Raw genomic sequence first — 14,650 nt, forward strand, 5'->3', positions numbered from 1 at the left:
CACGCCTCGGCCCACTTCTTTCCGGCCCTCTTCTTCCCCTTCTCCTGGAGCCCTTCATGACCATGACAGGCACCGTGCAGTTCGCCTCCGCCACGGCCACCGCCAGCGCGGCCATCGACGCCGCAGCGTTCGAGCAGCAGCCGCCGCAGGCCCCCTTCCGCCCCTACGACCCGCAGTACGACCCGCTGCGCGCGCCCGACCCCGGCGCCGGCCGCGCCTACGCACCCACCTGGTGGGTGGCCAGCGCCGGCGAGCCGCCGGAAGACGACGGCCCGCTGCTGCGCGACATCGATGTAGACGTGGCCATCATCGGCTCGGGCGCCACCGGCATGTCGACCGCGCTCTACCTCGCGCAGGAGCACGGCATCCGCGCCACCGTGCTCGAAGCCAACCAGGCCGCATGGGGTTGCTCCAGTCGCAGCGGCGGCCAGGGCCAGAACGCGAGCGGCCGGCTCAAGCGTTCGCAGTGGATCGAACGCTGGGGCCTCGACACCGCCAAGCGGCTCGACGCCGAGATCCGCAGCGGCTTCGAGAACTTTCGCCACCTCACCACGCAGATCGACTGCGACGCCTACGACGGCGGCCACCTCTACCTCGCACACCGCCCCGAAAAGCTCGCCGGCCTCGACGCCGAGGCACGGCTCATGCGCGAGAAGTTCGGCTACGCCACCCGCATGATGAGCGCCGAGGAAGTGCGCCACGACTACTGCGACGAGCGCGAGACCGTCGGCGCGATGTACGAGGCCGAGGGCGTGGGCATCCACCCGCTGAAGTTCACCTTCGGCCTGATGCGGCGCGCCCGCGCGCTGGGCGTGACGGTGCACACATCCAGCCCCGTGCAAGGCTGGCAGACCATCGACGGCGTGCACCACCTGCAGACGCCCGCCGGCGTGGTGCGCGCGCGCCGCGTGGCGGTGTGCACCGGCGGCTACACGGGGCAGGCGCTCAACCCGCTGCTGAAGAACCGGATCATGCCGATCCTGTCGAACTCGGTGGTCACGCGCCCGCTCACCGATGCCGAGTTGCAAGCCACCAACTTCAAGTCGCAGACCTTCCTGACCGACACGCGCACGCTGCGCTTCTACTACCGGCTGCTCAAGGGCAACCGGCTGCAGATCGGCAGCCGCAGCGCCGTGAGCGGCGCCGACGCCGAAGGCCCGGTGCACCTGAAGCTGCTCACCGACGCCATCGCGCGCAAGTTCCCGCCGCTGGCGGGCATCCACATCGACTACTCGTGGTGGGGCTGGGTCGACATGAGCCACGACATGATGCCGCGCATCACGCAGCCCGATGCCGGCAAGAAGATCTGGTACGCGGTGGGCTACGGCGGCAACGGCGTGTCGTTCTCGACCTGGGCGGGCAAGCGGCTGGCCGAGCGCGTGGCGGGCAAGGACTCGGGCAAGGACGTGTTCGAGCTGCCCATCTACCGCTCGCCGCTGCCCTTTCCCAACGTGCTGGGGGTGGTCGAGTCGCGCGCGTTCGCGCCGTTCCGGCGCATCGGCCAGCGCATGCTCTACAAGTGGTACTGGCTGCGCGACGAGAAGTAGGCGCACCGCCTGCGCGCATTCACCGAAGTGGCGCACGCCCTGCTGCACAACGGGGCAAACCCGCCCCTTCTGGCCCTGTGAGTCGTGCCGCGTTGGCTCTTCGCCGGTGTGTACCAAGCGCCTATCTTCGACACAAGGTCTTCGCGTTGGCGTTGGCCGAATCCGATTGCCTGTGTCGAACTCTCCGAGGTCTTGTCATGCAGCTCCCGCTTTCTCCTTTCACGCGCCGCACCACACTGCTTTCCGCCGCGCTCCTGGCCGCGAGCACCCTGCTTCCGCTGCCCGCCTCCGCGGCCGACGAGCCCAAGCGCGGCGGCACGCTGGTCATCGGCAGCACGCAGACGCCCCGGCACCTGAACGGCGCGGTGCAGTCGGGCATTGCCACCGCCCTGCCCTCGACGCAGATCTTTGCGAGCCCGCTGCGCTTCGACGACAAATGGAATCCGCAGCCCTACCTTGCAGAGTCGTGGAAGCTGGCCGACGACGGCAAGTCGCTCACGCTCAAGCTGCGCAAAGATGCCGTGTTCCATGACGGCAAGCCCGTCACCTCGGCCGACGTGGCCTTCTCCATCATGGCCATCAAGGCCAACCATCCGTTCACCACCATGCTCGGCCCGGTCGAGAAGGTGGAAACGCCCGATGCGTACACGGCCATCATCCGCATGAGCGTGCCGCACCCGGCCATCGTGCTGGCAATGTCGCCGGCGCTGTGCCCCATTCTTCCCAAGCACATCTACGGCGACGGGCAAGACCTGAAGAACCACCCGCGCAACACCACCGACGTGATCGGCTCGGGCCCCTTCCGCGTGACCGAGTTCAAGCCAGCGCAGCGCATCGTGCTGGAGCGCTTCGACAAGTTCTTCCTGCCCGGCAAGCCTTACCTCGACAAGATCATCGTCAACGTCACGCCCGACATGGCGAGCCTGGTGCTCGGGCTGGAGCGCGGCGACATCCAGATGCTGCCCTTCGCCACGCTGCCCACCGACCTGAAGCGCTTCGCGAACGACCCCAGGGTGTCGCTCACGCCCAAGGGCTACGACGGCATCGGCCCGCTCAACTGGCTGGCCTTCAACACTGCGAAGAAGCCGCTGTCGGACGTGCAGGTGCGCAAGGCCATCGCCACGTCCATCGACAAGAACTTCATCACCAAGGCGCTGATGGGCGGCTTTGCCACCGTGTCCGACGGCCCGCTGGTGGCCAGCAGCCCCTTTGCCGTGCCCGACCTCGTGCGCTACCCGCTCGACCTGAAGAAGGCCGGCGAAATGCTCGACGCCGCGGGCTACAAGGCAGGCGCAGGCGGCGAGCGCTTCAAGCTCACCATCGACTACCTGCCCGGCGGCGACGACCAGCAGAAGAACGTGGCCGAGTACATCCGCGGCCAGCTCAAGAAAGTGGGCATCACGGTGGAGGTGCGCGCCTCGGCCGACTTCCCGGCCTGGGCCAAGCGCCTGGCCTCGCACGACTTCGACATGTCGATGGACGCGGTGTTCAACTGGGGCGACCCGATCATCGGCGTGCACCGCACCTACCTGTCGACCAACATCAAGCCCATCGTGTGGACCAACACGCAGTCGTACGCCAACCCGAAGGTCGACGAACTGCTCAACACCGCAGGCGGCCTGATCGACCCGACGCAGCGCAAGGCCTACTACGCAACCTTCCAGAAGATCGTGACCGACGAGCTGCCCATCGAGTTCATCAACCAGGTGCCGTACCACACCATCACCAGCAAGAAGGTGGGCAACGTGCCGACCACCATCTGGGGGCCGCTGTCGCCGCTCGACGAGGTGTACCTCAAGTAAGGCGGGCACGACATGGGCACGCTTCGCTACACCGCCTCGCGACTGCTCCAGGCCCTGGGCCTGGTGCTCGCGGTGGTGGTGCTCAATTTCGTGCTGGTGCACGCGGCGCCGGGCGACCCGGTGGAAACCATTGCCGGCGCCAGCGGCGGCATGTCGCCCGAGCTGATGGCGCAGCTGCGCACGCAGTACGGGCTCGACAAGTCGCTGCCGGTGCAACTGGGCGTGTACCTGGGCAAGGTGGCGCAGGGCGACCTGGGCTATTCGTACTTCTTCAACCTGCCGGTGACGAGCATGATCGCCGAGCGCGTGCCGGCCACGCTGCTGCTGGTGCTCAGCTCGGTGCTGCTGGCCTTCTTCGTGGGTACTGCGCTGGGCGTGCTGTCTTCGCGCAGGCCGAACGGGTTGCTGTCGCAGTTCATCACCGTGCTGTCGCTGGTGGGCTTCGCCGCGCCGGTGTTCTGGCTGGGGATCATGCTGGTGATCCTGCTGGCATCGGTGTTTCCGATTCTTCCTGTCGCGGGCATGCGCTCCATCGACTCGACGGGCACCGGCGGCTTCGCGGACATGCTCGACGTGGCACAGCACCTGGTGCTGCCCACGCTCACGCTGAGCCTGGTGTATCTCGCGCAGTACAGCCGGCTTGCGCGCTCGTCGATGCTCGACGTGCTGGGCTCCGACTTCATCCGCACCGCTCGCGCAAAAGGGCTGGCCGACCGCGTGGTGCTCTACAAGCATGCGCTGCGCAACGCACTGCTGCCGGTGGTCACGGTGCTGGGGCTGCAGTTCGGCAACGTGCTGGCCGGCGCCATTCTGGTGGAGACGGTGTTCAACTGGCCGGGCCTCGGCCGGCTGGCCTTCGAGTCGGTGCTGCGGCGCGACTACCCGACCATTCTCGGCGTGCTGCTGTTCTCTTCCATCGTGGTGGTGGTGATGAACCAGCTCACCGACCTGTGCTACCGCTTCATCGATCCACGGATCAAGGCCTCATGAGCAAGGTGATCACGATGCCTACCGCTGCTGCTGCCGCATCTTCCAAGGCCCAGGCAAAACCCGCCGTGCGCGTCGAGCATCCGGGGGTGGAAGCGATGCGCATGTTCCTGCGCAACCCTGCCGCCATCGCCGGCATGGCGATGCTGCTGGTCGTGCTGCTCGTGGCCATTGCCGGGCCATGGGTCTACCCGGCCGATCCGTTCGAGATCAAGGCCGCGCCGCTCACGCCGCCCTTCAGCGAAGACGCCTGGCTCGGCAGCGACTACCTGGGCCGCGACGTTCTCACCGCGCTGATCTACGGCGGGCGCGCCACGCTGCTGGTGGGCGCGGTGGCCGCGCTGCTGTCGGTGCTGATTGGCATCACGCTCGGCGCCTTCGCGGGCTACTACGGCGGCAAAGTCGATGCCGCGCTGATGAGGCTGACCGAGTTCTTCCAGGTGCTGCCCGCGCTGCTGTTCGCGATGGTGGTGGTAACGCTGTTCTCGCCCACGCTGGTAACGGTGACGCTGGCCATCGGCATCGTGAGCTGGACCGGCACCGCGCGCCTCACGCGTGCCGAGTTCATGAAATTTCGCGGGCTTGAGTTCGTGCGGGCCGAGCGTGCCATCGGCGCACGCGACGCTCGCATCATCTGGAAAGTGATCTTGCCCAACGCGCTGCCGCCGCTGGTGGTGTCGGCCACGCTGGCCATCGGCGCAGCCATCTTGTTCGAGGCGGGCCTGTCCTTCCTCGGGCTGGGTGATCCGAACCAGATGAGCTGGGGGCTGATGATCGGCTCCAGCCGGCAGTACGTGCTCTCGTGCTGGTGGGCCGTGGCCTTTCCCGGTGCGGCGATCTTTATCACCGTGCTGGCCGTGAGCCTGATCGGCGACGGCCTGAACGATGCCCTCAACCCGAAACTGAGGGAACGCTGATGACGAACGACGACGCATTGCTGCGCGTGCAGAACCTGCATGTCGAGTTCAAAACCCGCCGAGGCCAGGCGCTGGTGCTCAACGGGGTCGACTTCGAGATCCGCGCCGGCGAAACACTGTGCGTGGTCGGCGAGTCGGGCTGCGGAAAGAGCATGACGGCACTGGCGCTGCTGCGGCTCATACCCTCGCCGCCGGGCCGCATCCGCGACGGCCGGGTGCTGTTCCAGGGTGAAGACCTGGTGCAGGCCACCGATGCACGCATGCGCGAGGTGCGCGGCAACCGCATCTCGATGATCTTCCAGGAGCCGATGACATCGCTGAACCCGGTGTTCACCGTGGGCGACCAGATCGGCGAATCGCTTCAGCTGCATGCGGGCATGAACGCACGCGCAGCGAGGCAGCGCGCCATCGAGATGCTGCAGCAGGTGGGCATTCCTGCGCCCGAGCGGCGCGTGGACGAGTACCCGCACCAGCTCTCCGGCGGCATGCGCCAGCGCGTGATGATCGCGATGGCGCTGGCCTGTCGCCCCGACATCCTGATTGCCGACGAACCCACCACTGCGCTCGACGTGACGGTACAGGCGCAGATCTTCGACCTGCTGCGCGAGTTGCAGCGCGAGAAGGGCACGGCCATCATGCTCATCACGCACGACATGGGCGCGGTCGCCGAGATGGCCGACCGCGTGATGGTGATGTACGCGGGCCGCGTGATCGAACAAGGCACAACCGAGCAGGTGCTGTCGGAGCCCGGCCACCCCTACACTCGCGGGCTGATCGATTGCCTGCCCGAGCTCGGCAGCAGCGCGGCGTACGACGACGATGCGCGTGAAGACCTGGCTGAGATCGCAGGCGTGGTGCCTTCGATCTGGGAGCTGGGCACGGGCTGCGCCTTTCGAGAACGCTGCCCGCGCGCAATGGCACGCTGCGCCTCCGAAGTGCCGCCGATGTTCGCGATGCACGGCAATGTGGCCGCTGGCGTGCCGCACGGCGCGGCCTGCTGGTTGCATGCCGAAGCGCTCGACCAACGCGAAAGAGAGGCCGCATGACATTCATCGGCAAGACCGACACGCTGCTTTCGGTCGATGACCTGAAGGTGCACTTTCCGCGCGGCAAGGCCGGCTGGGGCCGCACGCCCGAGGTGGTGAAGGCGGTGGATGGCGTCTCTTTCGAGGTGCGGCGCGGCAGCACGCTCGCGGTGGTCGGCGAATCGGGCTCGGGCAAGACCACGACCGCACTGGCGGTGATGCGGCTGTCGCCCGTTACCTCGGGCCGCATGCGGCTCGGCGACACCGACCTGGGCGCGCTGCAGGGCGAAGCATTGCGGCAGGCGCGCACGCGCATGCAGATCATTTTTCAGGACCCGTTCTCCTCGCTCAATCCGCGCGAGAGGGCTGGCGCAGCGGTGCGCGCGCCGCTCGACCTGATGCGGGTGGGCACGCCGGAAGAACGCACGCGCCGCGTGGCAGAGCTGTTCGAGGCGGTGGGCCTGCGGCCTGAGCAGCAGCATCTGTTTCCGCACCAGTTCTCGGGCGGGCAGCGCCAACGCATCAACATCGCGCGGGCGCTGGCCACCAACCCGGAGCTGGTGGTGTGCGACGAACCTGTGTCGGCACTCGACATCGCCATTCGCGCGCAAATACTGAACCTGCTCGCACGACTGCAACGCGAGCTGGGCCTGACCTATCTCTTCATCTCGCACGACATGGCGGTGGTGGAGCACATCTGCGACGACATCGCGGTGATGTACCTCGGCCAGATCGTCGAGCGCGCGCCGCGGCGCAGCTTCTTCGCGCGGCCGCTGCATCCGTACAGCGTGGCACTGATGTCGGCCGTGCCCACGGTAAGCGGCGGGCGGCGGCGCGCGGCGAACCGCATCAAGCTCAGCGGAGATCCGCCGAGCCCCATCAACCCGCCGCAGGGCTGCCGCTTTGCCGGCCGCTGCCCCGTGGCGGAGCCGGCCTGCGCGGTCGAACTGCCGCCGCTGCGCGAAGTCGCGCCCGATCATTGGGTACGCTGCAGGCGCGTCGACGTGGTCGACGGCTTGCCGCGCCCTCCTCTTTCGATTCCCATATCGCCATGAGCACCAGCAACACCACCGTCTACCCCGCCCGCAAGATCATCACCATGAACCCGATGCAGCCGCACGCCACTCACGTGGCGGTGCGCGACGGCCGTGTGCTGGCCGTCGGCGCGCTGGCGGACATTCAGGGCTGGGGCCCCTTCACGCTCGACGAGCGCTTTGCCGGCAAGGTGCTGATGCCCGGCCTCGTCGAAGGCCACTGCCACCTGAAGGAAGGCAGCATGTGGGACTGGACGTACCTCGGCTGGTTCGACCGCCGTGACCCCGAAGGCAAGGTGTGGAGTGGCCTGCGCTCGATGGACGAAGTGGTATCGCGCCTGAGCGAAGTGGCCGCGAAGATGACGGCCGACGGCGTACCCGACACCGAGCCGCTCATCGCCTGGGGGTTCGATCCCATCTACTTCGGCGGCGAGCGCATGACGGTGCAGCACGTCGACCGTGCGAGCAGCACGCGCCCCGTCGTCATCGGCCACGCCAACGGCCACCTTATGAACGTCAACAGCGCGATGTTGAACATCGCCGAGATCACGCGCGACAACGAGGTCGAAGGCGTGGTCAAGTTCGCGGACGGAGCCAGCGAAGGCGAGCCCACCGGTGAACTGCAGGAACCGGCCGCCATGTTTCTTGTGCTGCGCAAGATCGGCAACGCCGGCCTGCTCGCGCCGATGACCGAAGCGGGCGTGCGCTCCTTCGCGCGGCTGGCCTGCCTGCAGGGCGTGACCACCGCGACCGACCTCGTCAACAAGCTCACGCCTGAAGACTGCGGCGTGCTGGAGACGGTGACGCAGGACGACGGCTTCGGCGTGCGCATATTGCCCGCGTTCCAGGCCTTCCACGGCACGCATGGCGCCGCGCAGGGCGCGGAGCACGTGAAGGCGCTGGTGCCGCGCAACACCGACCGCCTGCGCTACGGTCTCGTGAAGATGATGCTCGACGGCTCCATCCAGGGCTTCTCGGCGCGGCTGCGCTGGCCGGGGCATTTCAACGGCGCGCCCAACGGCATCTGGGTGACTGCGCCCGCGCAGTACGAGGCCGACTTCGAGACCTATCACCGCGCCGGGCTCACCATCCACACGCACACCAACGGCGACGAGGCCAGCGAGGTGGCCATCGACGCCATCGGCCGCGTGCTCGCGCGCGCCCCGCGCCCCGACCACCGCCACACGCTGCAGCATGGCCAGATGATCGACGCGCCGCTGTTCCGCCGCATGGCATCGCTGGGCCTGTGCGCCAACCTCTTCGCCAACCACATCTGGTACTGGGGTGACCAGCACTACGAAATGACCATGGGCCCCGACCGCGCGAACCGGCTCGACGCCTGCGGCAGCGCGCTGGCGGCGGGCGTGCCGCTGGCCATCCACTCCGATGCGCCCGTCACGCCGCTCGGGCCGCTCTTCACCGCATGGTGCGCCGTGAACCGCATCACGCCCAAGGGCCGGCTGCTGGGCGAGGCCGAGCGCATCAGCGTGCCGCAGGCACTGCGCGCCATCACGCTCGGTGCGGCGTGGACGCTGAGGCTCGACGGCGAGATCGGCAGCATCGAATGCGGCAAGCGCGCCGACTTCTGCGTGCTGGAAGACGATCCGCTGGAGATGGACCCGATGACGCTGAAGGACGCGCGCGTGTGGGGCACCGTGCTGTCGGGCCGCGTGTTCGAGGCGCAAAGAGGCTGAAGGCCACATGACGCCGAAGAAGAAGCGCCTGCCGCTCACCGTCATCGGCGGCTTCCTGGGCGCGGGCAAGACCACGCTGCTCAACCGCTGGCTGCGCGAGGCGAACGGCCTGCGCATGGCGGTGCTGGTGAACGACTTCGGCGCCCTCAACATCGACGCCGGACTCATCGCCGCCACGCACGGCGACACCACCGCGCTGACCAACGGCTGCGTGTGCTGCCAGATCGGCGACGACCTGGGGCGGGCGCTGGTGGACGTGATCGAGGCGAAGACGCCCTTCGACGCGGTGGTGATCGAGGCCAGCGGCGTGTCGGACCCGTGGCGCATCGCGCAGATCGGCATGGCCGCGCCGGAGCTGAGCCTCGAAGGCGTGATCGTGCTGGTGGATGCGAGTGCGGTGGCCCAGCAGTCGGCAGACCCATTGCTGGCGGACACGCTGGTGCGGCAGCTGAAGTCGGCCGACCTCGTGGTGGTGAACAAGGCCGACCTTGCGTCCGCCGAGGCGCTCGCTGGGGCCAGAGCGTGGGTCGGTGCGACGGCGCCGGGCACGCCATGCATCGAGACGACGGAATCGGCGGTGCCGCTGGCGCTGCTGTCGGGGCTGCCGCATGCGGATGTGGCTCCGCATGTCTGCGGTCATGACTGTCACGATCACCACGGTCATGACAACCCCGATCACGGATCGTTGTTCCAGACGTGGAGCGCGCTGCCCCAAGCCGCGATTCCCGCCGCCACGCTGCGCGCCTGGCTGCGCGAGGTGCCGCCGGGTGTCTTGCGGCTCAAGGGCTTGCTGCGCACTGGCGACGGTGAATGGTCGGAGGTGCAGTTCGCCGGCCGTCACGGCAGCTTGCGCAAGGCCGCGCCGCCCGCCGATGACACGCGCCCCGGCGTTGTCGCCGTCGGCCTGCGCGGGCAGTTGCCTGAAGAAGCGCTGAAGGAGTTCTTCGCGCCCTGAGCCGGGTCATGTTGCAATCGCATGTCTTTCAACGTGCAGACCACCGACGCCATGACCTCCTCCCTCCTGATTCGCCCGCCGACGCCGCAAGACTACGCGGCATGGAAGCCGCTCTGGGACGGCTACAACGCTTTCTACGGACGCGAGGGTGCGACCGCGCTCGCCGATGAAATCACGCAGGCCACCTGGCAGCGCTTCTTCGATGCCTACGAGCCGGTGCACGCGCTGGTCGCCGAGCGAGATGGCCAACTGGTCGGGCTCACGCACTACCTCTTTCACCGCAGCACCACGCGCCTGGAGCCGACCTGCTATCTGCAGGACCTGTTCACGCTGCCGTCGGAGCGTGGGCGTGGCGTTGGCCGCCAGCTCATCCAGGGCGTGTACGAGCGCGCAAAGGATGCAGGCGTGCATCGCGTGTACTGGCAGACGCACGTGACCAACACAGCCGGCCGCACGCTCTACGACAAGGTCGCGACGCACGATGGGTTCATCGTGTACGGCACGCTGGTCTGAGCCCGTGGGGGCCTTCGGTACCCGACTCAGTACTTGATGGTGACGCCGGCCTTCACGCCGTTGTTGTTCTTGCCGTCCGACGACAACCCGCCCGAGAGCGACAGATTGCCGCCGGTGCTTCCGCCCAGCGAGTAAGTAGGCCGTGGCATGGAGGTGTCGGTACCGATGTAGGTGCCGCTGCCATCGGGCCGCAGCACGCCGACCGTGCCCCCCTTGACGGTGGCCGATGTCTCGGTCGGGTTGACGTTGGGCGCGACGTAGACGGAGCCCTTCTCATCGCTGTCGACGGGCACCTTGACGGGCTCGGCCTGTGTGGAAGCGCCGAGCGCGCTCAGCCCCAGGGTCGTTGCAAGGATCAATTGACGCATCGCGGCCATGTTTGGGCAGATGGCGGGCAATCCGCGTAGGACTAAAGGAGATTCGGGGTGCGAACCACGGCCGAGAAGGTGTCGCCCCCGGCGAGGGGCAGGCGAAGCGACACGAAGTGCGCGAAGCCTTGGGGGCATTTCATTGCAGCATTGAGAACTTGTGTACTCAAGGGTCAAGCTGGTGGCAAGTGCATCGATCACGCTCTACGATTGCCTGTCCGCAATCCAGACAGGAGATCGCCCCATGCCCCCCACCGAAGTCGTCATGCCCGAGCAGCTGCAGAGCGCGCTCGAAGCCCAGAGCCGCACGCCGATCGCACGCATCGGCGAAGCGCTGACATCGCTGGGCATGATCACCGACGAGCAGCTTCGCGCGGGGCTGGCGCAGCAAAAGCTGGAGCCCACCGTGCCGTTGGGCGAGACGCTGGTGCGCATGGGCGTAGTGAGCCGCGGCCAGCTGCAGACCGCGCTGGTGCGCAAGATGGGCTACCCCCTCGTCAACCTGCATCTGTTTCCCGCTGCTGCCGAGGCGTTGCGCAAGCTCCCGTATGCGGTATCGCGCCGCCTGCAGGTGATGCCGCTGATGCTGCACGAAGGGCGCCTCGTCGTAGCGATCGACGACCCGACCAGCCGGCATTCGGCCCTCGACGAAGTGGAGTTCATCGCCCAGATGAAGGTCACGCCGGTCGTGGGGCAATGCCTCGACCTCGACGGCGTGCTGCGAGCGGTGTACGAAAAGATCGGCGAGCACACGGCCTCCGCTCCCGGCGTCTTCTCATCCAGCCTCGATCCCAGCCAGCCGCTCGATTTCGACATGGCCGGCACCAGCGAACTGCTGCAGACGCTGGAGAAAGAAGGCCCCGCCGCACCCACTTCCGACGCGCCTATCGAGCAGTCTGACAACTCCCTTGTGCGCATGATCAACAGCATGATCCTCGAGGCGCATCGCGAGGGCGCGTCGGACATTCACATCGAAAGCTACCCCGGCCAGGAAAAAACCCGCATCCGCTTTCGCCGCGACGGCCTGCTCTACACCTACCTGGAGCTTCCGCCGAGCTACCGCAACGCCATCGTCGCTCGCGTGAAGATCATGTGCGACCTGGACATCAGCGAAAAGCGCAACCCGCAGGACGGCAAGATCAACTTCGCGAAGTACTCGCCGCAGCACCGCATCGAACTGCGCGTGGCAACCATTCCCACCAACAACGGGCTCGAAGACGTGGTGATGCGCATCCTGGCATCGGCCAAGCCCATTCCCATGAGCGAGCTGGGCCTGTCGCCGAACAACCTTGCGCAGCTGACCAAGGCCGTCGAGCGTCCCTACGGCATGGTGCTGTGCGTGGGGCCCACGGGCTCGGGCAAGACGACGACGCTGCACTCGGCGCTGATGCACATCAACACGCCCGAACGCAAGATCTGGACTGCCGAAGACCCGGTCGAAATCACGCAGGCCGGGCTGCGGCAGGTGCAGATCAATCCGCGCATCGACTGGACCTTTGCCAAGGCGCTGCGCGCCTTCGTGCGCGCCGACCCGGACGTGATCATGGTCGGCGAAATCCGCGACGAGGAAACCGCGAAGACCGCCATCGAGGCCTCACTGACCGGCCACCTCGTGCTGTCGACCCTGCACACCAACAGCGCGCCCGAAACCGTGACCCGACTGCTCGACATGGGCATGGACCCGTTCAACTTCGCAGACTCTCTGCTGGCCGTTCTTGCACAACGGCTGGTGCGCCGCCTGTGCAAGCAATGCACCAGCAGCAAGCCTGCAAGCCCGGAGATCGTCGACGAACTTCTGGACGACTACATGCACGCCTTCGGCGCGCAGCAGCACGATGCGGCCCAGCGCCAGGCGGTGCGAAGCGACTGGGTGCAGCGATACGGCCGCGACGGACACCTGCACACCTACACCAGCACCGGCTGCAAGCATTGCGGCGACACCGGCTTCAAGGGGCGCGTGGGCATTCACGAGCTGATGACCATGTCGAAGACGCTGCGCCGCCTGGTGCAGACCGGCGCACGCGCGGAAGAGCTTCAGCAGGCGGCCCTGCAGGAAGGCATGCGCACGCTGCGGCAGGACGGCATCGAGAAGGTGCTGGCCGGGCACACCACCATCGAGGAAGTGCGCGCCACCAGCAACGTGTAAGAGCGGTAAGGGCGAGCCCGCGAACGCAGAGCCGCTACAGCTGGCTCTGCGGAATGAACGGCGCGATCAATCGCAGCTTGAAGCGCTGCCACGCCGAGGTTTCGGGCGGCACGTCGTAGGCCGTTTCCTTGCCGTCCTCGTCTTCTTCGACCCACTCGACGTTCCGGCCGGTGGCGTCGAGCCGCAAGCGATAGGAGCTGCCCGCATCCGCGAAGCTCAGCAGCTGCCGCGCCATCTCGGGGCTGTCGATGATCACGCCCAGTTCGGTGTTGAGCCGGGCCGAGCGGGGGTCGAGGTTCATCGAGCCGAGGAACACCTGCTTCTGGTCGACGATGCCGTTCTTCATGTGCAACGCGCCCGTGCGGTGGCCGAAGATGCCGTACTTGCCGCGCTTCACGCTCAGCGTGGGGCTCAGCTCGTAGATGGTCACGCCGGACTTGAGCAGTTCGTGGATGTGCGGCCAGTAGCCCACGTACACCCATGGCTCGTCGGTGGACGCAAGCGAGTTGGTGACCAGCGACACGCTGATGCCCTCGGCCTGCGCCCGCGCCAGGTTGGCCACGGCCGCATCGGACGGAACGAAATACGGCGACACCATCTTGATGCTGGAGCGCGAAGTCTCGAACCAGCGGATGACGCCTTCGGTCACCGTGCCCTTGATGGAGTTCTCGCGCTCGTTCAGGCCCTCGGTCTTGGTGAGCGGATCGAACAGCACGCGCGCATTGGCCCACAGTAGCGGGCTCAACTGGTGCTCGGCCAGCTCGAAAGGCAGGTTCAGCATGGGCACCATGTCGAGCGGCACGACGGAAGGCTCGTTTGCGCTGGCGTTGAGGATCTTGCCGTCCAGCGGGATTCGGAACGCCTCGGGCGGCTTTGCCGTGGCGGTGAGCGCTTCGAAGTTCTGCTGCAGTTGCGCGGGTGTCAGCGTGCTGCGGGCGATCTGGCCCACGGGGTAGACAACTTCGCTGTTCCAGTAGTGGTCGAACTCGTTCGACAGTTCGCGCACCACCGGGCCGGCCGCGAAGACGTCCATGTCGACGAAGTTGCTGCCGGCGGCATTCATCACGTATTCGTCTGCCATGTTGCGACCGCCCGCCACTGCCGCGGCGTTGTCGGCCACGAACAGCTTGTTGTGCATGCGCCGGTTGATGCGGTCGAAGTCCAGGCCCGAGCTGATGAAGCGCGTCACGTCGCTGCCGCGCCCGCCCGGAAACGGGTTGAACAGGCGCACCTGCACGTTCGGATAGCTGGCGAGCGCCAGCAGCAGATCGTCTTCGCCGGTGGTGTAGAGGTCGTCGACCAGCAGCCGCACGCGCACTCCGCGCAGCGCGGCGTCGCGTAGCTCGCGCATCAGGGCGCGGCCCGTGTTGTCCGCGGCCAGCAGGTAGTACTGCACGTCGAGGCTGCGCGTGGCGAGCTTCGCCATTGCGATGCGGGTGGCGAAGGAAGTGGGGCCATAGGGCAGGAGCTGGAAGCCCGAGCGGGTATCTGGGGGCAGCACCTTCTGCGTGATCGCGCTCAACGGCGTGGCCGAGAAATCTGCGATGGCGTTGACGGGCTGTTCCGGCACCCGGGGCGGCAGGCTGGAGCACGCGCTCATCAGCATCGAGAAGGCAAGCGCCAGTGCGGCAGGCAGCGCACGCCAGCATGCAGTGATCATTT

Annotated in this window: 12 protein-coding genes; 10 read left to right on the forward strand and 2 right to left on the reverse strand. The window is 67.2% G+C overall.

Annotation, left to right across the window (positions count from 1 at the left end; all coding sequences use genetic code 11):
• The first annotated feature begins 56 nt into the window (after positions 1 to 56).
• The 9 genes from BMW87_RS28580 to BMW87_RS28620 all read left to right on the forward strand — a co-directional run bounded on the left by BMW87_RS28580 (position 57) and on the right by BMW87_RS28620 (position 10,474).
• Positions 57 to 1,547, forward strand: a complete 1,491-nt coding sequence (locus BMW87_RS28580) for an NAD(P)/FAD-dependent oxidoreductase (RefSeq protein ID WP_093080751.1) — start codon at positions 57 to 59, stop codon at positions 1,545 to 1,547.
• 197 nt (positions 1,548 to 1,744) lie between these two features.
• On the forward strand, positions 1,745 to 3,349 hold the full coding sequence (locus BMW87_RS28585) for an ABC transporter substrate-binding protein (protein ID WP_093080754.1): 1,605 nt from the start codon (positions 1,745 to 1,747) through the stop codon (positions 3,347 to 3,349).
• Between the two features lie 12 nt (positions 3,350 to 3,361).
• A complete protein-coding gene (locus tag BMW87_RS28590) occupies positions 3,362 to 4,339 on the forward strand; it encodes an ABC transporter permease (protein WP_093058462.1) in 978 nt (325 codons plus the stop codon).
• Complete coding sequence (locus BMW87_RS28595; protein WP_177192865.1) at positions 4,336 to 5,253, forward strand: ABC transporter permease; 918 nt, start codon at positions 4,336 to 4,338, stop codon at positions 5,251 to 5,253. Before BMW87_RS28590 ends, BMW87_RS28595 begins: the two co-directional genes overlap by 4 nt.
• Positions 5,253 to 6,299 (forward strand): ABC transporter ATP-binding protein, encoded by a 1,047-nt coding sequence (locus BMW87_RS28600; protein ID WP_093058463.1) that lies wholly within the window; start codon positions 5,253 to 5,255, stop codon positions 6,297 to 6,299. The genes BMW87_RS28595 and BMW87_RS28600 overlap by 1 nt, the downstream gene beginning before the upstream one ends.
• Positions 6,296 to 7,333, forward strand: coding sequence for an ABC transporter ATP-binding protein (locus BMW87_RS28605; RefSeq protein ID WP_093080756.1), 1,038 nt, complete (start codon positions 6,296 to 6,298; stop codon positions 7,331 to 7,333). Before BMW87_RS28600 ends, BMW87_RS28605 begins: the two co-directional genes overlap by 4 nt.
• Entirely contained in the window at positions 7,330 to 9,006 is a 1,677-nt protein-coding gene (locus tag BMW87_RS28610) for an amidohydrolase (RefSeq protein WP_093080759.1), read from the forward strand. The genes BMW87_RS28605 and BMW87_RS28610 overlap by 4 nt, the downstream gene beginning before the upstream one ends.
• Positions 9,007 to 9,013: 7 nt before the next feature.
• Positions 9,014 to 9,961: a CobW family GTP-binding protein gene (locus BMW87_RS28615; RefSeq protein ID WP_093080761.1), complete on the forward strand. Its 948-nt coding sequence runs from the start codon at positions 9,014 to 9,016 to the stop codon at positions 9,959 to 9,961.
• A gap of 51 nt (positions 9,962 to 10,012) precedes the next feature.
• Entirely contained in the window at positions 10,013 to 10,474 is a 462-nt protein-coding gene (locus BMW87_RS28620; protein ID WP_093080889.1) for a GNAT family N-acetyltransferase, read from the forward strand.
• 26 nt (positions 10,475 to 10,500) lie between these two features.
• Here the strand turns inward: BMW87_RS28620 and BMW87_RS28625 are convergent, their stop codons facing one another.
• Entirely contained in the window at positions 10,501 to 10,842 is a 342-nt protein-coding gene (locus tag BMW87_RS28625; RefSeq protein WP_093058531.1) for a hypothetical protein, read from the reverse strand.
• Positions 10,843 to 11,086: 244 nt separating this feature from the next.
• Here BMW87_RS28625 and BMW87_RS28630 point away from each other — a divergent pair, with 244 nt between their 5' ends.
• Entirely contained in the window at positions 11,087 to 12,988 is a 1,902-nt protein-coding gene (locus BMW87_RS28630; protein WP_093080764.1) for a GspE/PulE family protein, read from the forward strand.
• Between the two features lie 34 nt (positions 12,989 to 13,022).
• On the opposite strand, the gene BMW87_RS28635 is transcribed toward BMW87_RS28630, so the two are convergent.
• On the reverse strand, positions 13,023 to 14,648 hold the full coding sequence (locus tag BMW87_RS28635; RefSeq protein ID WP_256216956.1) for a phospholipase D family protein: 1,626 nt from the start codon (positions 14,646 to 14,648) through the stop codon (positions 13,023 to 13,025).
• Positions 14,649 to 14,650: the final 2 nt, after the last annotated feature.

The organism is Variovorax sp. OV084, assembly GCF_900111625.1.
Taxonomy (GTDB): Bacteria; Pseudomonadota; Gammaproteobacteria; order Burkholderiales; family Burkholderiaceae_C; genus Variovorax.

Bases quoted from the DNA above. Each gene is read 5' to 3' on its own strand.
- BMW87_RS28615 (WP_093080761.1), top strand. From the start codon at position 9,014: ATGACGCCGAAGAAGAAGCGCCTGCCGCTCACCGTCATCGGCGGCTTC.
- BMW87_RS28630 (WP_093080764.1), top strand. From the start codon at position 11,087: ATGCCCCCCACCGAAGTCGTCATGCCCGAGCAGCTGCAGAGCGCGCTC.
- BMW87_RS28595 (WP_177192865.1), top strand. From the start codon at position 4,336: ATGAGCAAGGTGATCACGATGCCTACCGCTGCTGCTGCCGCATCTTCC.
- BMW87_RS28605 (WP_093080756.1), top strand. From the start codon at position 6,296: ATGACATTCATCGGCAAGACCGACACGCTGCTTTCGGTCGATGACCTG.
- BMW87_RS28585 (WP_093080754.1), top strand. From the start codon at position 1,745: ATGCAGCTCCCGCTTTCTCCTTTCACGCGCCGCACCACACTGCTTTCC.
- BMW87_RS28635 (WP_256216956.1), bottom strand. From the start codon at position 14,648: ATGATCACTGCATGCTGGCGTGCGCTGCCTGCCGCACTGGCGCTTGCC.
- BMW87_RS28600 (WP_093058463.1), top strand. From the start codon at position 5,253: ATGACGAACGACGACGCATTGCTGCGCGTGCAGAACCTGCATGTCGAG.
- BMW87_RS28610 (WP_093080759.1), top strand. From the start codon at position 7,330: ATGAGCACCAGCAACACCACCGTCTACCCCGCCCGCAAGATCATCACC.
- BMW87_RS28580 (WP_093080751.1), top strand. From the start codon at position 57: ATGACCATGACAGGCACCGTGCAGTTCGCCTCCGCCACGGCCACCGCC.
- BMW87_RS28590 (WP_093058462.1), top strand. From the start codon at position 3,362: ATGGGCACGCTTCGCTACACCGCCTCGCGACTGCTCCAGGCCCTGGGC.
- BMW87_RS28625 (WP_093058531.1), bottom strand. From the start codon at position 10,842: ATGCGTCAATTGATCCTTGCAACGACCCTGGGGCTGAGCGCGCTCGGC.
- BMW87_RS28620 (WP_093080889.1), top strand. From the start codon at position 10,013: ATGACCTCCTCCCTCCTGATTCGCCCGCCGACGCCGCAAGACTACGCG.